Below are 20,077 nucleotides of genomic sequence, written 5' to 3'. Positions count from 1 at the left end.
TCGCAAAAGTAGAATTTTTTTTATAAAAAACAACTATCGAAAAAAAATTCTTTAAAAAAAGGCTGAACGGCCCTGCCGATCAGCCTTTTCACACTGGTTGGTTTTTGCTTATTCTCCGTATATCTCTTTCAGTTTCTTGTCCAGCTCATCGCCTTCGCTGCCGTAACGCCCTATGATCACGCCTTTGGGATCGATCAGGATTTTTGTGGGCAACGAATGAATACCATATTTGTTTGAAATATCATTAGGATTATCCTTCAACCGGGACATGTCAAGGCCTCTCAGCACATGTTTCCAGGGCAGGTCGTCTTTGGCTACGGCTGCTTTCCAGGCGTTCTGGTTTCTGTCGTCGTCAGAGACGCCGATGATTTCCCAGCCTTTGGACTGGTAACGTCGGTACAGTTCTTTGAGATGAGGATTTCCTTTGCGGCAGGGCACACACCAGCTGGCCCAAAAGTCGAGCAGCACATATTTGCCTTTGTAGTCGTGCAGTGATAGTTCTTTGCCTTGTATGTCCTTTGCGGTAAAATCTGTGGCGATAGCCCCCGGCGAACCATGACGAAGCATGTTGATCTCATCGGCGATAAGTTTGGCGAAGGCGGTCTGTTGTGTGGTTGCGCCCAGTTTATCATAGTAGTGCTGCAGGGTGTCCAGCGGAAGGTCTGCCACATGGTAGCGCAACAGGTAAGCTGTCAGCACGGACGTAGGATATTTCCGGAAATAGTGATAGTCTGCCTGGTCATTTGCCTCAAAAAAAGGCGCCAGTCTTTCGCGGATAGCGGCGGCGGCTTCGTGATCTTTCTCATTCCGCATGGAATCCAGCCTCGATTGATGTTGCTGTTGAATGAGCGTTTTATCCTGCTGTAACTCCTCTACGCCGGCATTGGCATTGTTCCCGGTCACTTTGGCCAGACTGATTTTATTTCCTGCGGCGGCGAGCTGCTGCGTGCCGGGCGTCAGCACCACCAGGCCGGGACTCGCGTCCCGGTTTGCATTGCGGACATAAGCTACAGCCGTACCGGCAATTTCCCCTTTGAGTGTGAAGCCGCCATTTTTCAACGCAATGGAATCAAAATTTCTGTTCCCGGCAACATCTTCATAACTCACGTAAAGTTTACCGTCAGGCTGGCCGGCAATTTTCCCATGCAGCACGAAAGGTTTTTTCTCCTGGGCATAAGTGAAGGCGGTAAGCGCCATACACCCGATGATAGTGGTGGTGATCTTTTTCATATGACGGATTAAAACGGATTTTGAGTAAGATTGGGATTGACAGTAACTTCTGTTGCAGGGATCGGGTAGATCATACTGTTGTCTGTGGCCGGAATGTTAATATGACTGCCCGGCACTGTGCTGCCGGCATAATCCCGGATAACCGGCAAACCGTTGCGCAGCAAGGCGGCGCGTCGACGGCCGTTCTCAAAGGCAAACTCCATTCTTTCTTCATCCAGTACCACCTGCAGCACATTAGCCCGGCCATGAAGATCGGACAGCTGATACAGGCCACTACCGGTAATGCCTGCACGCTTACGCAACAGGTTCACATCGTCCAGCGCTGCCTGTGGATTGGCGGCAGCATTGGCTTCTGCGCGTATCAGGTACATATCGGCCAAACGATAAATTACCGGTGAACTTACCGCAGGGTTGCCGTTCTGTATGAACTTGTTGGTGAAATACCTGTCACCGCTGGCGGTAGGCAACTTAGTATAAAATGCCAGCCTCACATCCCCCGTTGTTTCGTTGAGTAAACTCAGCAGGGGCACGGAAACCGCGGCATACTTTGTTTGCGTATAACTATAGCCCAGGCCATAGAACCCTTTGCCCTGCCCGTCCACGCTTTTAATGGTAAAGATGGTTTCTTTGTCTGCTGCGCCGCTGTGGTCTGTAGAGAAATAAGTGAGATAATTGCTGCCGGTCACCAGCGAATATTGATTACTGTTGATGACCTTTTCCGCATAGGTGAGCGCTTTGGCATTATCCCCTGCATTCAGGTACAGATCGGCAAGGGCAGCCCAGCAAGCGGTTTTGCCGGCATAGGCGTTGGACTTCGTTTCAGAAAGCATGCCGGCTGCTTTTTCATAGTCAGCAGCAGCAAGCGCATACACTTCTTTCACGGTATTTCTGAACGGCAGCAAGGCCGGATCAGTAGAAACCATATAGGGCACTCCCGGATTGCTGCCTCCGTTTTGCACATATGGCCTGCCAAATGCCTGTACCAGCTGCATATGCAACATGGCACGCAGGAAAAGGGCTTCCCCCTTTAACTGCAACAGATTGGGCGCAGCATTGTCTGCTATGGCATTGATCACCATATTGGCGTGATAGATAGGTTTATAAGCGTTCTGCCACGCCTGGATGTCCATCATGGAAGCGGTACGCTTAAACGAATAACATTCAATACCGGCGGTAGTCGCGTTATTCCCGGCTTTCATCACTTCCACGTTATCGGTGCTCAGCTCTACCAGGTTCAGGTAAGGACCGTAGTACTTATAGTTGTTCACCAATGAATACACGCCACTTAACGCCGCTTTCAGGTTTTCATAACCTGTCAACGCCTTTTCAACATCCAGATCGGTTTTAGGCTTGAGGTCCAATGCACTTTTGCAGGAACAGATCAGCATAAACGAAGTAATACCAATGATGCTTAACCGTTTTATATTCATAGCCATTTGTTTTTACGGTGTTTAGATTAAAATGTTACCTGTACCCCTGCAAGGAATCTTTTGGGCAAAGGGATCTTGCCTGCATTCTCTTCTCCAAAGTTGTTCTCCGGGTCCATGCCGGTGAACTTCGTCCAGGTGGCCAGATTGTCTCCGGAAACAAAAACATTGATTTTAGATACGCTCAGCTTCTTCGCCACCTTCTCAGTGAATGCATAACCCAACCTCACATTTTTCAACCGCAGAAAGCTGCCATCTTCCACATATCTGGATGTAGGGAAATAATCATCGACCTTGTTGCCGGCCCTCGGCAGATCAGCGATGTCACCGGGATGTTGCCATCTTACCTGCCCCGCCGCAGGAGCGGCGTTGTTGCTTTGAACGTCTGCACCGTCCAGGTCAAGGTTAGCACGGGTACGGTTCAGCATTTTAAGGCCACCAAAATAACTCAGCATCACGCTCAGGTTAAAATTTTTATAGGTGAGATTATTCGACATACCGGCAATGTATTTGGGATTGCTGTTACCCAATACCTGCAGTGTGGCTTCACCGGGATTGTTGGTGTAGTTTACTTTTCCGGTAAAGTTGCCGCTGGCGTCTTTTTCCAGCATTTCAAAGCGGGACGCCCCTGTGTTAGGGTCTACACCAGCAAATACCGGCATGTAGTAACTTCCCATCGGACTGCCCACTATGTCTGCGGTACCGCTATATTGACCTCTGTACAGCAAACTGGCGCCTGACTGCAATCCCAGCACCTTGTTGGTATTGTACGCAAAAGTCAGGTCTGTGGACCATTTCACGGCTGTGTTCTTAAACTGCCGGGTGTTCATCGTTACTTCTACGCCTCGGTTGCGGATGCGGCCAATGTTACGGTAATAGGTATTACCGCCACTGGTAGCCGGTGGTGTAACACTCAGCAGCAGCCCTTTATTCAGTTTGTTATACAGGTCCACTGAAACGGTTACCCTGTCCCGGAAACCCGCATCAATGCCGATATTGGTGGTGTACTGCATTTCCCAATGCAGATCAGGATTTCCTTGTGAGTTTTGCAGGGTGCCGCTCTGACGGTCATATATATCGGTGCCGGTTATATAACGGTACAGAGTGAGATACTGATAGGCCCCCAGTGGCAGATCATTCCCCGAAACACCATAGCTGAGGCGGAGCTTCAGCAGGTCGATATTTTTTGCGCTACGCAGGAAGTTCTCTTTATTTAATTGCCATGCGCCGCTGAAAGCATAGAAATTGCCATACTTGTTGTTTTGTCCGAACTTGGATGAGCCATCCCTTCTGAAGCTGGCCGTGGCGAAATATTTTCCGTCATAGCTATAGTTTAATTCGGAAAAAAGAGACAGGTAAGCTGTTTCACTAATGGTATTGACGAACGTCAAGGTAGCAGGGTCTCCCGCACTGATAGCGCGTATACCGGGCTTCAGCCCGTTTACGGAAGCGTTGTCGTTTTTAACAATCACCTGGTTAAACTCAAATGCAGCCAGGCCGGAAATATGATGCCGGTTGAAGGATTTATCAACCTGCAACATCTCTGTGGTGATAATATTATTGGTATTGCCGGGAGCCAGGGAATAGTAGCCGCCACGTGTGTTGAAAAAACTGGTGGGGTCTGCCGGATCAGAGTACCTCTCCCTTTCCATGTTAGTAAAGCTGTACCGGTTGCGTGAACTAAAACTAAGCCAGTTGGTCAGCTTGTAACGCAAATTCAAATCAAAAGCGCCAATGGTAGCTTTGGTAGTGGCATCGCTCAAACCCTTTCCATACATAGGGTTGAAGTTACTACCGCTGTACCAGCCCTTTTCATTAGGGCCGCCAACTTTGGGGGTGCCATCACTATAAAAAGGCGTGTCCCATGGCATAATATTAAATGCATCGCTGTAAGGTGTATAAAAGCCGCCCGACTTACCATTGGAATTGGAAATGCTGGCATTGGTGGAAAGAGACAACCGTTCTGTAGCCTGAAAATCCACATTAAAACGAAAGTTATATTTCCGGTAGCTGTCCGTTACCAAAGGAGCCACTTCATTAAAATAATCGCCGGAGGCGTAATACTTCACCCGCTGGTCGCCGCCGGAAATCCAGACGTTGTAATCCTGTGTCTGGCCGGTCCGCAGAAACAGATCGGGCCAGTTGGTATCATATTTCAACACACTGTCAGGCACCATGGAATGCACATAATTATTGACCGCTGTCTCACTGGCACCAGGATTGGCATCCATATACTGGTTGCGATAAATCTGCTGCTGCAGATCGAAGCGCTCCCGGCTGTTCATCACCCGGAACTTTCCACGGGACGCTTTGTTGGCGCCATAGGTAACACTGGCCCCGATCTTCGTGCCAACACCGGCACCGCTACCGCGTTTCGTTGTGATCACCAGTACGCCGTTGGCGGCCCTGGACCCATATAACGCTGCGGAAGCAGCATCTTTTAATACGGTAACCGAAGCCACATCGGCAGGAGAAATATTGCTCAACGGATCTCTGTCACTGATATATTCCTGGATAATACCATCGATCACTACCAGCGGCTGCGTGGCATTATAGCCCATAGAGCCTTTACCACGGATGACAATAGTGGAGGAGGTATTGGAACCGGTATTGCTGCCACTGAGCGATACGTTCATACCGGCCACTTTGCCCTGTAAATTATCGAAGATGGATTGTGTGGTAGTGGTTTGCAGATCTTCGGCTGTCACCTGCGATACAGCACCGGTAAGCTCTCCCAGGCGTTTGTTGCTATATCCTGTGACCACTACCTGGTTCAGCGCACGTGGTGTTTCCGCTAACGTTATATATAACGGCCCGCTAACGGTATCTGTTTTTATCTGCCGGCTGTCATAGCCGATGAAAGAAAAATCCAGCTGCCGGTTTTTGGCGGCATACAATTGAAAATAACCACTGCCGTCTGTTACAGCACCATTACCAGTACCTTTCACCCGGATGGTCACACCCGTCAACGGTGTGCCGGAAACGGTAGTTACGATGCCATTTACCAGTTGGTTATCTGCTGACTGGTCAGGTGTGTTATCCTGATGATTCCGTTTTGCAGGCTGCAGGGTAGTGATATACACATTTTTCCCCTGAATACGCCAGTTGTACTGTTTCCCCAATACAGCCTGCAACGCTTCCTGTAGCGACACCTGTTGCAGGTCCACAGAAATGTGCCGGCTCAGGTCTACTTCTGTATCACTGTAAAAAAATTCATAGGAGGTCTTCTGTTGAATCTCTTTTAAGACAGCTTTAACGCTTCTGTCTTTCACTGACAAAGTAATGGTGGTTTTGGGCGACTGGGCGCTCACAGTTGCTGTTCCTGCGAAAACAGTCAGACAGCAACAGAGCAATACGGCATGGAAATGTAGTGACCAGCCCTTGTGAAAAGGCATAGGTGTCCCCTTTAGTTTCATCACTATTAATTTTGGTTAATAAAAATCAGCTGAGTGCTAAATACCCACAGACTATTTTTTTGTTACGGTTATGGTTGATCCCTGCAACGAAAACGAAAATTGGTTGGTGCTGTTATTTAACGACTGAATGCATTCTCCCAGTCCCTGTTCCTTATTAATATAACAAGTAAAATACTGTCCTGTTAGTTGTTGTTCATCTGCCTTTATATCGATATCATACCATCTTGAAATGGCCTGTAATATGACTGTCAGCGGTTTATTGCGGAAGCGTATCCATCCGTCTTTCCACGAAGTGAAATCTTCTGTGTCCACCGGTGTTATCTGTAGCTGGTCACCGGTCACAACGGCCTGCTGGCCTGGCTGTAATACCTGCTCTTTCCCCACCGCCTGCACTTTAACTTTTCCACTGACCAGCGTTGTAAGCCCTTGTTGTTCTTCTTCATAACGGCGGACACAAAACGCCGTTCCGAGCACTGTTATTTCCTGCCGGCCTGCATGCACCACAAAAGGTTGTTCCGCTTTGGCTGCCACTTCAAAATAAACTTCCCCCGTCACCGTTACCATGCGCTCATTACCTGTAAAAACAGAAGGGTAATCGATGCTGGACTGGGCGTTCAGCCACACTTTGGAGCCGTCAGGCAATTGCACCTGGTAATTGGCCCCCCGTGGGGTACGAAGGGTATATTGCTCCGGTTTCCCTGTCGCCACTTGCATACGGCCATTGCGGACATCTACACGGTTGCCCCCCATCATAAAACTGCTGTCTTTTCCCTGCAATGATACTTCTTCCCCGCCTGCCTGTAAGATGGCAAAATTGCCGGCAGGTTTCTGTTGGGCAACGGCCAGGACGTCTACTGCCGGCGCCGCCTTTTTTGTCCGCTGCATAAACCAGTAAGCGCCTGCTGCCAGCAGTAAAACAGCTGCAGCGGCGCGCCAGCGCATCAGAACATAACGCTGTCGCACTGCTGTTGGCGCAGCTTCAGCTTCCTGCGTAACACGCGCCCACATGTTGTCGGTGTCAAAAGTCTGTTGCAAACGCCAGGCTTCCACCACTTCACGCAATTGCTCCGGTTCTTCCAACAGTACAGCCCTGGCAGGGTCCTCCTGTAACCAGGACTGGACCACAGGATCTTCCGGTTGAAGCTCTCCGCTCAGTATTGCCGATAATATGTGAATGTCTGCCTGTTCCATGGATGAAGGGCCGTTGTTATGATGACACGAATAGTTTTAAAATGTACTACGCCTGTATGGGATTTTTTTTGAAAATTTTTTTACCCCGCCAGCAAATCCAGCACCAGCAGGCAGATCAGCTCCCAGAGAATATTATTCCTTAATATATCATAGGCTTTCGCTACCTGGTTTCTGACGGTAAATACAGATATTCCCAGTTCTTCCGCCACTACTTTATATTTCTTTTGTTCCAAACATACTTTTTCAAATACAATCCTGCATTGCTGTGGCAACCCGGCAATTACGCGTTCCAGCTGTTGTACGCGATACTGCAACTGCAATTCCCGCTCTATGGCGTCTTCTTCTGCCGGCATATTTTCCGGCAGCGCATCATTGGAAATAAGATGGTTGTCCCTTAAATAATTCAGACAGGCGTTATGTACGGCCCGGTAGGCGTAGCGCCGGGGAGGCGCCTGCATACTGATCTGGCTGCGCTTTTGCCATAAACGGGAAAAAAAATCCTGGACGATATCCTCCGCTGCCTGTTTATCCTTTACAATACGGAAGGCATAGGTACACAAACCCGCCGCCGTACTTTTAAAAAATCGTTCAAAAGCGGCCGGATCGCGTTGCAGTTGCTCCCAGGAATGATTCTCCGATTGGTCCAGTTGGTTCAAATTAATATTGGAAAGGAATACTCCAAATATATAAATTAAAATCAAAAGCCCCGCTACCCTTGGTGGGCAGCAGGGCCAGGTTCTTTATGGATGTACAAACACATATATTACTGCCGGGACCGGCAATATAACGCAAAAGGATATACGAATAGCTATTTTCCGGCAGTAGCGCCAACACCAATACCTACAGCCAGAAGGTCTTCCATGCCGCCGGCGAAACCGTCTTTCACCTTATATTTTTTACCGGCATATTTACGCAGAAAGAAAAAGGCGTAAGATGCAGCCACAGCGGCCGCGGCGCCTATAAGCTCGCCCCGCCAGGCTTTGTCTCCGCTGGCCTGGTACAGGGTGGCCCCCGCCAGGCCGCCGGCTGCGGCCCTCCCCGCCAGTACACCCGGGGCGATACGGTCTTTTATACCGGGCACTTTGTCGACTACCATTTCACCGGCAGCAATCGTCTGCAGGCCACGCATCACATTTTCCCGCTGCATAAAACCCAACGGGCTGCCTTTCAGCTGCCGCGACGGATGGCGGTTGGCATACTGGCTCGCAAAAGCGGGTCCCATGGCACTGCGCATGCCCGACACCATACCCAGGCCAACGGCCCGTACTAATGTGGAAAGAATGGAATTTTTCATACCGGCATGGACACAATCATTGTGCCACGCATGCCGGCGCCGATGTCCGCGTGCGGAGAAAGGCCCGCAGCAGTACAGCCATGATGGCCACCACACCAAAAACCATCCCTACCCATGGCGCATAAGCCACACTATGTGTCGCTATCACCATGCCGCTCACGGCGGTGCCCACCGACACCCCGAGATTACCGGTAGACACGGACAGGCTGTTGGCAAATTCCAGCGCGTCCGGTGCAGATGAGATCATATTGACCGCTCCCGCCAGAATGGACGGCGCGTACAACAGTCCCCACAACGCGATGACACCTGTCACCGCCGCACCCTCATATCCGCACCATGCCAGGCCAAACGGAATGATGATCGTGCCACTAAGCAACAATAACGTCACCGTCACCATATGCCGGCCAATCACTTTTCCCGTCAGCCAGTTGCCCGCCACACCGGTAATACCGAACAACAACATCATGCTGCTGATCATCGTCCCGCTCATCCGTTTCTCCTGGCCGAGATAGTCCGCGAAATAACTATAGGTGCTGAACCAGGCGGCGATCATCATAAAATTGATAAAAGAAGTAAGCAGGAAATCTCCCCGTTTTAAAATCATCAGCTGATCACCATAGGATTTTTTCTCTTTCAACGGCATGGGCGGCAGCAGCAACCAAATACTCAGCCACGCGACGATGCTCACCCCTGCCTGCATCATAAAGGCTGTCTGCCAGTTGAAACGGCCCGCCAGCCAGGTGGACAGGGGCACTGTTGTCACAGTGGCAATACTGATGCCGCCCATGATAATAGCCATCATGCGGTGGGACTGTTTCGGCGGCGCCACTGCCACCGCCGCGGCTATGGCGTTGGATATAAACACCGGTTGCAGAAAAGCCGGTAGTATGCGTAACAACAGCAACAGCCAGAACGGCGGCGCCATCACAGATCCCAATGTGGAGAGCACAAACAATCCCATTGATGATAACATCAGTTTCTTCCGGTCCACCCCGGATGTTAACAGCGTCACCACCGGGCCGGTCAACGCAATTACCAGCGCAAAGGCGCTCAACAATACACCTGCCTTGTCAATAGTAATATGATAGTGGGCCGCTACCTGCGGCAATATCCCGATAATGCCAAATTCTGTAGTGATAATGCCAATTACGCCCAGACAACCGATATATGCTAATTTCTTCATGGAATATGTTCCTTTTGCCAACGAAATTAAATCGCAGATCTATCCGCAGCAGCAGCTACAGTCAATTGTATGCAACTAACAAAAAGGTAAGCCGGTAGTAAACTGAAGATGAAAAACAATGGTGGAGCAGAAAGGTATATATCAGAATAATAGATATAAAAATATGGAAATCAAATCATTACAGCACCTGTAGATCTTTTGTAGATACCCTTCATCACGGCCTGTAGACCCACTGTAGTATCTACAAAAGCAGGAACGATTTTACGCCGCCCTACCTTTGTGCTGTTTCCATTTTATCCTTTTATCATTTTTTAATTATCAACACATCAGCGCAACTATGAAGACAAAACAATGGGCTATCGTCGCTTACATTACGATCATCGGATGGATTATCGCATATGTAAAAAATAAGGAGAGCAAAGACACTTTTGTTAACTACCATCTGGAACAGGCGCTCGGCCTGGCAGTAGCAAGCCTGTTATGGTCTGCGGCCGCGGGCATCCTGTTGAGCATTATCCCCGCGCTGTCTGCGGTTTTCTCTGTACTGGGCCTGCTGCCGCTGATATTTATGGTATTTGGTATTATCAATGCCAACAGCGGCGTACAAAAGCCGGTACCGGTTATCGGAAGGTTTTTTGAAAACCGTTTTGTTTTCCTCCAACAATAGACTTGCCCGAACAATTCATCCATAACCCCGGTTTCATCCAAACCCCATTTCATCCAGGCCCCATTTCATCCAAACCCCAGGTTCATCCTGCCCCCAAACTCATCCGGCCCCAATTCCTTTAACCCGCTGCGTCTTCCGTCAGCGGGTTATTTTCTCTCCAGGCCATCAGGTAGGCATCCAGCCCTTCTTCCTTGCCCAGTCCCAGCTTTTGTTTGATACGGTACCGCGACATCAGGATACTTTTTGGTGCTACGCCCAGGTGTGAAGCAATTTCCTTGGTAGACAATCCGATCGATATGTAGGAACAATGCTTCAAATCCAGTTTGGTGAGACTGTTGCCGGCTTTTTCCTGTAGCTTCCGGAAGAATTCCGGGTGGATATTCTCAAATTCCGTGCGGGTAGTCTCAAAATTTTTGTCCATCCGCTTGTGCGTCTCAATCATACGCGTGATCTGTTTGGCCAGGTCAGGTTGTACGGCTTTCTCTTTGAGCTTTTCCTGGAGCGATTCCAGCAGCTCATTTTTCTGTTCCACCTGTAAGGTGCCCGCCAGCAGGTCTTTCTGCAATTGCTCCTTCTGGGTTTGTATCAACTGTTGTTCCGCCTGCAGACGTGCGGCTTCCTCCGCCTGTAAGCGGGCCTGTAATTCTGCTTCCTGCTTTTCCAGCTGCAGGCGCAGGGCCTCTTCTTCCTTCAGGCGTATTTGCAGCACGCCGTCCTGCTTTTCCTTCTCCAGCAGCTTCTGCTGCTGTATGGTCGACTGCAAACGGAAATGGTAGGAACGGAACAGGTACAACAACGCCACCAGGCAGGCTATGATCAATCCGATATATACAATATTTAGTTTGCGGTTAAACGCTGCTTTTTCCTGCAACGTCACCAGCTCCTGCTCCCGTTGCCGCGCCTGGTACTGGGCTTCCAGCTTTTTGGCGATGGCCATACGGTCCACATCAAAGGCTTTGGCGTAATACTTACTGTATTCCCGGGCATATTCCAGCGCCTTGGGCAAGTCGCCCTTCTTCTCTGCCACCTCTGACAAAGCTTCCATCAGGTGGGCCATCAGCCGGTTGTCCGGCGCGGGATAGGTTTTCAGCGCTATCAATCCGGCCAGCAGCAGGTCTGATGCCCGGTTGTAGTTCCCGTCATTTGAGGCGAAGGTGCTCATCATACCATAGCAGCTGGCCACCACTTCCTGCTGATCGGTCTCTTTACCGATCTTCAGGGCAATGTCCAGGTAATGCTGGGCGCTGTCGCGGTAGGTACGCGGAAAATACTGGTCATACAAATTGGCGGTGTTCAGTGCCAGCAGCGCGACCATACTATGAAAGCTGATACTTGGCGCATTGGCTTCATAAATGGCAATGGCCCTGCGGTTGTAATAAAGAGCAGAATCCAGCAACTCCCGTTTGCTGTTATCACCGTTAAACTGGTATTCAAAACTGGTGGCCATGGCCTGGTAACCATTACAGATATCGTCCGGGTCAGAACGTGTCAGGGCAGAAGCCAGGCAAGCTTTCGCATAGCGGTACTGGGTTTCAGTGTCATTCCAGTCGGCATAAATAGAGGCCAGGTTATAATATACGTTGGTTTCGTAGATGTTGCCGGGCAGGCCTTTGCCCAGCTTCAGCGACTCCTGGAAACTTTTCACGGCTTCATGAGGCTTCCCGGTACGGTTTTCCAGCCATCCTTTGCGGTACCATACACTGGCCAGTGTCAGCTGGTCGCCCGACTCGCGGGCAAACAGGAAGGCGCTGTCCAGGTGATGCGACGCCAGGGCCGTGTCTTCTGCGGTATATTCCAGCGACACCAGCGCGGAATGCGCCAGTGCTTCATATTTACGGTCTTTAAGTGTACGGCTCATCTGCAAGGCCGTTTGTGTACTGGCAATGGCATCTTTCCGGCTGCCGTCCACCAATGCCCTTCCCATTCTGATCCGGGTCATCACCTGCTCTTCCGGTGTAAGTCCCGGCTGTTGCAACACCTTTTGCAGGGAATCCCGTACCGTTTGTGCAAAACTACCGGCCGTCAGCAGGGAGAACAGGGCTACAAACACTATTGTCAGCCTCAATTTTAGGATATGGTTCATGCGTCAAAAATACAACTTGTAGAGGTTTTGTAGATAGGTAAAAAAACAGATTGTAGTAGGCATGTAGATGCTACAAATGCCGAAGATCCGCTACAGGTAAGTACTTTTGCTTCACAGAGTTCATTTGCAGTGACCATGAAAAGGATATTGGATTGAAAAACCTCCTGCCTCACGCTGAACTCCACGAGCGAATAATTAACCGGCCTGGTCCGTTGTAGTTTACCCACTCTTTTTTAACGGATTAAAAAAGATAATGCAGCAGTGGTTCCCCCGCTGCTGCATTTTTAGTTTATCGAAAAGGCTGATGCCTATTCCTCGTCTTCCCGCAGCCGTTCATCGGTGTAAGTGATCTTCGTTCTGCCATGCGGCGTAGGCTGCCCTTTCTCGTCCACACTCACAAACACGATCTTGTCGATGGTCAGGATACTCTTCTGGGTGATCTTGTTCCGTACCTCACAGGTCAGCGTCAGCGATGTCCGGCCAAAATGTACCGCCTTAATGCCCAATTCCACAATATCCCCCTGACGGGCAGAATTGATAAAATTGATTTCCGACATGTACTTGGTCACACAACGGTTTGTCCCTAACTGAATAATGGAATAAATGGCCGCTTCTTCATCGATCCACCGCAGTAAGCTGCCACCAAACAAAGTACCATGCGCATTGAGATCTTCTGGTTTTACCCATTTGCGTGTGTAGAAATTCATGCATCCTCGTTTTTAAAGATGTAAAACTAGGTAATTTTCTTAACTGCTTCCTCCGCTGTCAATTGCGCTTATTTACATTATATATCCGCCTGAAACAGCAATTTTTTCGCCTGTAATCCAATATGCGTCATCAGAACACAGGAAAACAGCCACTTTCCCGATATCCGCCGGCTGCCCCAGTCTGCCTAAAGCAGTATTGCCTATAATCTTCTCGCTAAGACCACTCTCAAATATGCCGACTTTATGCGCTCCTTCTGTTTCCGTCAAACCCGGAATAATGGAATTCACCCTGATATTTCTACTTCCCAGTTCCTTGGCGAACACGCTGGTCAGCGCATCTACCGCTCCTTTGGTGGCGGTGTAAACGGCCGTACCGGCATCAAAATTCCTTGTTCCCATAGAACCTATGTTGATGATATTACCTCCATCCTTAAAATACTTCAGCGATTCCCGAACAGTCAGTATCGTTCCCAGAACATTAATATCGAACTGCCGACGGAACACATCCTCCGTTATGTCTTCTATGCTGCTAAAAGCATAAACCCCTGCATTATTCACTACGCCGTCTATTTTTCCAAATTCATTCATCGCTTGCCTGAACAACTGTTGAACGTCCTTTTGCTTTGATACGTCCGCCCGGATGGCCACTGCCACCCCGCCTTTTGACCGGATGAAATCTACAACTGTACCAGCATCAGTTTCGTTCGATACATAATTGACCACAACACTGGCTCCTGCAGCAGCCAGTTCTTTGGCTATTCCTGCCCCAATTCCTTTCGATGCGCCGGTGACAATAATTACCTTGCTTTTTAGTTTCAGTTCCATATTCTAGTGATTTAAATGTTTGAAGCAAAAGTATAGGACTAGTACCTTCAAGGCAAGTATGTACTTTTTTGTATCTTAGTATCCAAAAAGAATCTATTACTGATAATGAACTAGTTGTATGGAAAATAAATCAGAAACCTGTCAGCCGACTTGTTCAGTTGATTATGCTTTCAGGCGCATAGGAGGAAAATATAAGGGCAGGATACTCTGGTATTTGCATGAACATAAGACATTACGCTATGGCGCGCTCAAACGGATACTTTGTGATGTTACCACAAAGATGCTGACGCAGACTTTACGGGAATTGGAAACGGACAATTTAATCAATAGAAAAGTCTATCACGAAGTACCTCCCAAAGTAGAATATTCATTGACAGAAACAGGGAGAGAGTTAATTCCTTTTATAGAATATCTCAGACAATGGGGAGACCGGCAAATTGAAAAAGAGAATAAAAACAGTCAGACATATCAACTATAATGCAAAAACGAGAAAACCCGCTCAATGAGCGGGTTTTCTCGTTTTTTGTTGCCCAACCTGGATTCGAACCAAGACAAACAGAACCAAAATCTGTCGTACTACCATTATACTATTGGGCAATCACTCCGTTGTTTGGGATGGCAAAAGTATAACTTTTTTTATTTCTGCAAAAAAAACTTGCAATATTTTTAAAATATCCTTCTAAATCCAATGTGGTAAAGCTTCTTAACGGATAAGACCTATTACTTTTTCTGTTATTTGTTCCGGCTTGATCCATTCCATGCAGGCATGATCGCCTCTGAAGCAGGGTTTATTGCCAAAAACAGAACACGGCCGGCAAGTCAGATCTGTGATCTGTACAGCATGCTGCTCAGACTGTCCATAGCCCATAAAACCGGCATATGGATGGGTAGCGCCCCATACGGAAACCACTTTCACCCCATACAGGGAGGCCAGATGCATATTGGCAGAATCCATGCTGATCATCAAATCCAGCTGGCTGATAAGCGCCAGTTCCTCTTCCAGCGTAAAACAGCCGGCAACGGACATAGCCTGTGGATAACGTGCCGCCAGCTCATTCAGCTGCTCCACTTCTGCCTTGCCGCCGCCAAAAAGCAATACGCGGCAGGTCCCGCCTTTAACCAGGGCTGCCAGCGCCATTTCCATTTTGGCCAGCGGGTACATTTTCTCCCGGTAGGTGGCAAAGGGTGCCAGTCCTATCCATGACCGGGCGTCTTTGACGCCGGTAACAGCCAATACCCGCTCCGGAAGCGGCTGTGGCGCAAATACCGGTTGTGTGCCCATTGTACAATGCAGGCCCAGCTGCCGGAAAACGATCGCATAACGCTCTATAGTGCTGGTTTGTGGCTCTAAAATCTTGTTTTCCTTCCTGGTAAGCGCTTTTTTACCTGCACGCCCCTTGTCGATAGCCGCTACCGGCTTGCCTGTCAGGCGGAAAAAAGTACGCACGATCCGCGACCGCAGCACATTATGCAGGTCAGCTACGGCATCAATCCGGTACTGGCGGCTGATACTGCGGAACAGCCGGTACAATCCGGGCACGCCTTTATGCGCTCCCTTTACATCGGCCGGAAAAAATACCAGCCGCGGAATCCCTGCACACAGGGCACCCCAGTTTTTGTTGGTCACAAAAATGATCTGTACCTGCGGATTTTCATCCAGTACCTGTTTCATGACCGGTATGGTCATCGCTACGTCTCCAAGGGCGGATAAACGGGTGACCAGTATAGTGGTAGTAATTGCCAAGGAAGCCGGTTATTTTTCCCCCTTGTATAACACAGGGTTCAGTGAAGGATCGTTATACATCTTCATCTGCTTGTACACTTTCATGTACTTTCTGCCTGCTGCAATGTCTGCCAGCAGCGTTTCTATCGCAGTGCTCAGGTCTGTGCGCTGTTCCAGCAGGATGTTCAGCTTACGCTGACATGCCTCGCGATGCTCCGGTGTGGCGTCAGCACGGGTGGCCTCTTCCTGCATATGATATATTTTCAATGCCAGGATAGACAAGCGGTCTATCGCCCACGCCGGGCTCTCTGTATTGATAACCGCATCTGCGGCTGGTTTAATGTCTTTATACTGCTCCAGGAAATAACTGTCAATATACTCTACCACATCGGTGCGTTCCTGGTTGGAACGGTCAATCCACCGCTTGATTTCCAGCGCCTCTACGGGGTTGATCTGCGGATCACGGATAATATCTTCCAGATGCCATTGTACAGTGTCGATCCAGTTTTTCATATACAGCAAATGCTCGATGCTGCTTTTTTCATAGGGATTGCTGATAGCCTGATGCACATCATTGTACCGGTGATAATCCTGTATGCTCCGGTCAAATATACTGTTGGAGGTGGTTGTAAACATGCTGCAAAAATAACCATCATTTGATTATTTAATTATTTAATCATTTGAATATTTTAAACAAGCCTCTGTCCATCCAATAGCTGAATAATCAAATAATCCAATATCAAAATAAAAAAGAAGCGCATGGTAGAGACCATACGCTTGTTGTAAAAGATTGTCATGTGAATGTTCGAGAATGCAAATCGTGTAGGCTTTTAATGGTTATCTTGGGGTTGAGATACCTTTCTATCGCCTGATATTTTTCATACTCTATGAGAATGATGTCCATAGAACACCATTGTTGGCAATAAATATTTTTCTGGTAATTTCTTTAGATGTAGAAATATATATAATACTCCGATGGCTTATATTATTTGAGGGTCCATAAAATAACATACAACTGTCTAACAAATACTCCAGGGCATACATTTCATAGTTCAATAAAAACTGATGCTGCATGCAGCGTTTACTCCGTTGTGATGTGGCAATGCCATTTTTTTTCTAGCTTTTTTTGCTATAGGGTTTTCTGCAATCCAGTAGGGTCCAACTCCACAAGTCCGTCCAATTGTCTTAGTGCAAATTAAGAGGGGCCACTGCTAATAAAACCGCAGTGGCCCCGAAATCTTATACAACGTTCGTGTTAAATTTTCCTTTTTGTTGTCCTTTTTAGCTAGGAGAGCGCTTTTCCCTTGCTTCTCATGGCCAGAAAATACAGGGGAATACCCAATAAAATAATCCCCAGACCAGGCAAAGTGTAGTTAGTTTCGAAAATCAGCAGCAGTGCCGCCAGTGAAAGCGCCACTATTACATATATCATCGGCAGCACCGGATAACCGATGGCTTTATAAGGCCTTTCCAGTTCAGGACGCTTCTTTCTCAGGATAAAAATGCCCAGAATGGTCAGCACATAAAAGATCAGCACCCCGAATATCACCAACGCCAGCAAGTCGTTGTAGCGGCCGGTAAGGCACAGCAACGATGCCCAGAAGCACTGTATCCACAACCCGCGGGCGGGCACAGCGTTTTTGTTCAGCTCTCCGGCTTTGCGGAAAAACAGTCCATCCTGCGCCATCGTATAATATATACGGGCGCCGGACAGGATCAGCCCGTTATTGCAGCCGAAAGTGGAAATCATGATCATCACGGCGATAATACCGGAACCAATGCCGCCAAAGATCTTTTCAGCCGCTGCTACGCCTACCCTGTCATTGGCGGCGAAAGCGATGTCATGCAGCGGCAATACCGCCAGGTACATCAGGTTGCAGCTTACATAAATAATAGTCACGATCAGGGTGCCCAGAAACAACGAACGGCCAATATTTTTGGCGGGGTTCTTAATCTCAGCGGCAATAAAGGTCACGTTGTTCCACGCATCGCTGGAAAACAAAGACCCTTTCATGGATACGGCGATAGCACCAAAGAAAGCCAACCCTGACAAGGACTTGATGATAGTGTCCCCATTTACGGCCTCCATGGAAAAATGGTTCCACGGGTCCTGCCAGTTAGCATTCCAGATCTCTGCTTTAGCGCCCAGCAACAGGCCAAAAACGATCAAACCAAAGAGGGACAAGAGTTTGGCCAATGTAAACACGGTCTGTATCACTTTGCCGTGTTTTACGCCACGTGTATTGATATACGTGAGCAGGATGATGGAAACGATCGCCACCAGCTGCGCAGCCGATATCTGGAATATGGGCTTTAGCTCCGCATTGAATGACAAGAGAATATTTTTCTCGCTGAATCCCGGTATCAGGTAAGCGGTAAACTTGGCGAAAGCCACAGCCACAGCGGCGATGGTGCCGGTCTGGATAACACCGAACTGCGTCCATCCAAATAAAAAGGCGATGAAAGGATTGTAAGCCTCCCGCAGGTATACGTATTGTCCGCCTGCTTTGGGAAACATGCCGGATAACTCACCGTAACTGAGTGCCGCAATAAGCGTAACCACGCCCGCTAATACCCACATGGCGGTAACCCATCCGGCGCCGCCCACACTACGGGCTATTTCTGCAGTAACAATAAAAATACCGGAACCTATCATGGAACCGGCTACTATCATGGTGGCGTCTAATAAGCCAAGCGTAGGCTTAAATGAATTGTTTTGGTTGATGTCCATATAACGGTAGAAATTAAAAAATCCCGGCTCTTTTGGGGAACCGGGACTATAAGGTAGACAATTTTTTTAATGTTTGCCTGTTATTTTCTTTATTTGGCAGCGGGTGCTTCAGCGCCTTTCTCATTCATGCCTTTGATCACATCAGCAGTCACGTCGAATGCAGGGTCCGCATACAAAATGTTGCTCTGACCGGTACGGTAAGAGAAGATATAAGAATAGCGTTTGTCAGCATTGAAGGATTTCAGGAAATCGTCCAGTCGCTTCTGCAGCTCTTCGTTGAATTTGGTTTCGTTCTGGGCATATTCCGCACGCATGTTCTGTGCTTCCTGCTCCAGTTGTTGTTGTTTGGCCATCAGGGAGCGTTGTGCGGCCTCACCCTGCTCCTGTGTGAGCGTGGAAGCCTTGCGCTGCAAGTCCTGATATTCTGCCTGCAAAGCCCTGGCCTTGGCTTTCAGCTGGTTGTCCATACCCTGTTGCTTCTGCTCCAGTTCGGACTTCTTTTGTTTGAAATATTCAAAATGCGCTTCCAGAGAATCCAGGTCTACGTAAGCAATTTTGAAACCCGCTGCCGGAGCGTTAGTACCTGCTGCGGGAGTGGCGGCAGGCGCATTGTTGCCAGCCTTGTTGCCGTTGCAGGCCATAAATAAACCGGCTGCTAATGCCGCCAATAATCCTTTTGACACGAATTGTTTACAAGTGCGCATGTTGATAGGTAGATTTAACTCCTTTTAAGGTTTTAAAATTGAAGGGCTAAAATAAAGCTTTTACCGGATTTTCAAATCCGGATTCCCATTTTTAACGAAGCTTTTTGCTACAGCCTGGAGCGCTACAGCCCTTTTCCTGTTAATTATGGGTGATCGTGAAGGTCTTGAACTTGTCCGAACTCAACGTATTGCCAATAGTGATCAGCGTATAGACCTTCCCGTGTTGTGACGGAAAATCAAGCTTGTTGGGAATAGCAGTGGTGTCATCAGTTGGCCGGAAATTAAAATGATAGGTACTGTCCCCAAACAGTGTGATGTACTGGGTGAACTGCATAAATCCAAGCCCCCTGAAGAACTTGTTGTTTTGGGAAAACAGGTCCATCGTAACGGCCTGCCCGTTAGACCGGAAGGCGTAATTGAGGCTTATCACCCGGAGTTTCATACTGTCTGCCGCCGCCGGAGGGTTCAGGTCGTCTTCCAGGGTACGGAATGCAAGCACTTTATTGGCAGAGTCATATCCCAGGTAAGCCGAGAAAAAACGTTTGTTACGCAGATTGATTTGCCCCACCCGAATTGTATCGCGCGGATTGCTTGTGTCCACCATGTAGATGGTATACAATTGCGCCCGCATAGACTGATAAGGGGTATGCTGTCCAAAAATGACCTTAGACCCCACTTTGGCGCTATCCAACCAGATATCATAGGCTTTGTCCGGGACGCCATTAAAAAACATAAAGCTGGAAGAGGTCACAGGAATGGCAGAATCACTATTTTTCTTACAGGCCGTCATCACTATCAGCCATCCCAATACTACAATAAGCAGTTTTTTCATGAATTTCCGGATCGTTTTTAAAACCGGATGTAAAGTACTAAAAAAGAAGAAGCCCTCATCGATT

General features: G+C 48.5%; 17 protein-coding genes and 1 tRNA gene. 2 read left to right on the top strand and 16 right to left on the bottom strand.

The window, feature by feature from the left end:
• Positions 1-108: 108 nt before the first annotated feature.
• The 7 genes from HGH92_RS16410 to HGH92_RS16380 all read right to left on the bottom strand — a co-directional run bounded on the left by HGH92_RS16410 (position 109) and on the right by HGH92_RS16380 (position 9,741).
• Entirely contained in the window at positions 109-1,230 is a 1,122-nt protein-coding gene (locus tag HGH92_RS16410) for a TlpA disulfide reductase family protein (RefSeq protein WP_168871857.1), read from the bottom strand.
• Positions 1,231-1,238: 8 nt separating this feature from the next.
• Positions 1,239-2,660, bottom strand: a complete 1,422-nt coding sequence (locus HGH92_RS16405) for a RagB/SusD family nutrient uptake outer membrane protein (RefSeq protein WP_168871856.1) — start codon at positions 2,658-2,660, stop codon at positions 1,239-1,241.
• Between the two features lie 26 nt (positions 2,661-2,686).
• On the bottom strand, positions 2,687-6,052 hold the full coding sequence (locus HGH92_RS16400; protein WP_168871855.1) for a SusC/RagA family TonB-linked outer membrane protein: 3,366 nt from the start codon (positions 6,050-6,052) through the stop codon (positions 2,687-2,689).
• Positions 6,053-6,124: 72 nt separating this feature from the next.
• Positions 6,125-7,264: a FecR family protein gene (locus HGH92_RS16395; RefSeq protein WP_168871854.1), complete on the bottom strand. Its 1,140-nt coding sequence runs from the start codon at positions 7,262-7,264 to the stop codon at positions 6,125-6,127.
• An 80-nt stretch (positions 7,265-7,344) separates the two neighbouring features.
• A complete protein-coding gene (locus HGH92_RS16390) occupies positions 7,345-7,920 on the bottom strand; it encodes an RNA polymerase sigma-70 factor (protein ID WP_168871853.1) in 576 nt (191 codons plus the stop codon).
• Between the two features lie 152 nt (positions 7,921-8,072).
• Positions 8,073-8,558: a hypothetical protein gene (locus HGH92_RS16385; protein WP_168871852.1), complete on the bottom strand. Its 486-nt coding sequence runs from the start codon at positions 8,556-8,558 to the stop codon at positions 8,073-8,075.
• A 16-nt stretch (positions 8,559-8,574) separates the two neighbouring features.
• The gene (locus HGH92_RS16380; protein ID WP_168871851.1) at positions 8,575-9,741 is read right to left on the bottom strand and encodes an MFS transporter; all 1,167 of its coding nucleotides are present in this window, start codon (positions 9,739-9,741) and stop codon (positions 8,575-8,577) included.
• A 337-nt stretch (positions 9,742-10,078) separates the two neighbouring features.
• On the opposite strand from HGH92_RS16380, the gene HGH92_RS16375 reads away from it, so the two are divergent.
• The gene (locus HGH92_RS16375) at positions 10,079-10,408 is read left to right on the top strand and encodes a DUF4870 domain-containing protein (RefSeq protein WP_168871850.1); all 330 of its coding nucleotides are present in this window, start codon (positions 10,079-10,081) and stop codon (positions 10,406-10,408) included.
• A 118-nt stretch (positions 10,409-10,526) separates the two neighbouring features.
• Here HGH92_RS16375 and HGH92_RS16370 read toward each other — a convergent pair whose 3' ends face one another.
• The 3 genes from HGH92_RS16370 to HGH92_RS16360 form a co-directional block, all read right to left on the bottom strand.
• On the bottom strand, positions 10,527-12,491 hold the full coding sequence (locus tag HGH92_RS16370; RefSeq protein ID WP_168871849.1) for a helix-turn-helix transcriptional regulator: 1,965 nt from the start codon (positions 12,489-12,491) through the stop codon (positions 10,527-10,529).
• A 308-nt stretch (positions 12,492-12,799) separates the two neighbouring features.
• A complete protein-coding gene (locus HGH92_RS16365) occupies positions 12,800-13,198 on the bottom strand; it encodes an acyl-CoA thioesterase (protein ID WP_168871848.1) in 399 nt (132 codons plus the stop codon).
• Between the two features lie 72 nt (positions 13,199-13,270).
• The gene (locus HGH92_RS16360) at positions 13,271-14,023 is read right to left on the bottom strand and encodes an SDR family NAD(P)-dependent oxidoreductase (RefSeq protein WP_168871847.1); all 753 of its coding nucleotides are present in this window, start codon (positions 14,021-14,023) and stop codon (positions 13,271-13,273) included.
• A 118-nt stretch (positions 14,024-14,141) separates the two neighbouring features.
• Here HGH92_RS16360 and HGH92_RS16355 point away from each other — a divergent pair, with 118 nt between their 5' ends.
• A complete protein-coding gene (locus HGH92_RS16355) occupies positions 14,142-14,501 on the top strand; it encodes a winged helix-turn-helix transcriptional regulator (RefSeq protein WP_168871846.1) in 360 nt (119 codons plus the stop codon).
• A gap of 48 nt (positions 14,502-14,549) precedes the next feature.
• Here HGH92_RS16355 and HGH92_RS16350 read toward each other — a convergent pair.
• The 6 genes from HGH92_RS16350 to HGH92_RS16325 all read right to left on the bottom strand — a co-directional run bounded on the left by HGH92_RS16350 (position 14,550) and on the right by HGH92_RS16325 (position 20,013).
• Positions 14,550-14,620: transfer RNA gene (locus HGH92_RS16350), tRNA-Gln, on the bottom strand.
• Between the two features lie 106 nt (positions 14,621-14,726).
• Positions 14,727-15,767 (bottom strand): glycosyltransferase family 9 protein, encoded by a 1,041-nt coding sequence (locus tag HGH92_RS16345; protein WP_211092657.1) that lies wholly within the window; start codon positions 15,765-15,767, stop codon positions 14,727-14,729.
• A gap of 9 nt (positions 15,768-15,776) precedes the next feature.
• Complete coding sequence (locus tag HGH92_RS16340) at positions 15,777-16,382, bottom strand: DUF4254 domain-containing protein (RefSeq protein WP_168871845.1); 606 nt, start codon at positions 16,380-16,382, stop codon at positions 15,777-15,779.
• Between the two features lie 649 nt (positions 16,383-17,031).
• Positions 17,032-18,477: an APC family permease gene (locus HGH92_RS16335; RefSeq protein ID WP_168871844.1), complete on the bottom strand. Its 1,446-nt coding sequence runs from the start codon at positions 18,475-18,477 to the stop codon at positions 17,032-17,034.
• A gap of 89 nt (positions 18,478-18,566) precedes the next feature.
• Complete coding sequence (locus HGH92_RS16330; RefSeq protein WP_168871843.1) at positions 18,567-19,181, bottom strand: OmpH family outer membrane protein; 615 nt, start codon at positions 19,179-19,181, stop codon at positions 18,567-18,569.
• Between the two features lie 139 nt (positions 19,182-19,320).
• Complete coding sequence (locus HGH92_RS16325) at positions 19,321-20,013, bottom strand: DUF4397 domain-containing protein (protein WP_168871842.1); 693 nt, start codon at positions 20,011-20,013, stop codon at positions 19,321-19,323.
• Positions 20,014-20,077: the final 64 nt, after the last annotated feature.

Source organism: Chitinophaga varians (assembly GCF_012641275.1).
GTDB lineage: Bacteria > Bacteroidota > Bacteroidia > Chitinophagales > Chitinophagaceae > Chitinophaga > Chitinophaga varians_A.
The sequence above is the reverse complement of the archived record's forward strand: the minus strand, read 5'-3'. Positions and strand labels throughout refer to the sequence as shown.

Coding starts and splice junctions, on each gene's coding strand:
- HGH92_RS16325 (WP_168871842.1), bottom strand. CDS start 20,013: ATGAAAAAACTGCTTATTGTAGTATTGGGATGGCTGATAGTGATGACG.
- HGH92_RS16385 (WP_168871852.1), bottom strand. CDS start 8,558: ATGAAAAATTCCATTCTTTCCACATTAGTACGGGCCGTTGGCCTGGGT.
- HGH92_RS16355 (WP_168871846.1), top strand. CDS start 14,142: ATGGAAAATAAATCAGAAACCTGTCAGCCGACTTGTTCAGTTGATTAT.
- HGH92_RS16380 (WP_168871851.1), bottom strand. CDS start 9,741: ATGAAGAAATTAGCATATATCGGTTGTCTGGGCGTAATTGGCATTATC.
- HGH92_RS16335 (WP_168871844.1), bottom strand. CDS start 18,477: ATGGACATCAACCAAAACAATTCATTTAAGCCTACGCTTGGCTTATTA.
- HGH92_RS16375 (WP_168871850.1), top strand. CDS start 10,079: ATGAAGACAAAACAATGGGCTATCGTCGCTTACATTACGATCATCGGA.
- HGH92_RS16330 (WP_168871843.1), bottom strand. CDS start 19,181: ATGCGCACTTGTAAACAATTCGTGTCAAAAGGATTATTGGCGGCATTA.
- HGH92_RS16405 (WP_168871856.1), bottom strand. CDS start 2,660: ATGAATATAAAACGGTTAAGCATCATTGGTATTACTTCGTTTATGCTG.
- HGH92_RS16360 (WP_168871847.1), bottom strand. CDS start 14,023: ATGGAACTGAAACTAAAAAGCAAGGTAATTATTGTCACCGGCGCATCG.
- HGH92_RS16395 (WP_168871854.1), bottom strand. CDS start 7,264: ATGGAACAGGCAGACATTCACATATTATCGGCAATACTGAGCGGAGAG.
- HGH92_RS16370 (WP_168871849.1), bottom strand. CDS start 12,491: ATGAACCATATCCTAAAATTGAGGCTGACAATAGTGTTTGTAGCCCTG.
- HGH92_RS16400 (WP_168871855.1), bottom strand. CDS start 6,052: ATGCCTTTTCACAAGGGCTGGTCACTACATTTCCATGCCGTATTGCTC.
- HGH92_RS16365 (WP_168871848.1), bottom strand. CDS start 13,198: ATGAATTTCTACACACGCAAATGGGTAAAACCAGAAGATCTCAATGCG.
- HGH92_RS16340 (WP_168871845.1), bottom strand. CDS start 16,382: ATGTTTACAACCACCTCCAACAGTATATTTGACCGGAGCATACAGGAT.
- HGH92_RS16410 (WP_168871857.1), bottom strand. CDS start 1,230: ATGAAAAAGATCACCACCACTATCATCGGGTGTATGGCGCTTACCGCC.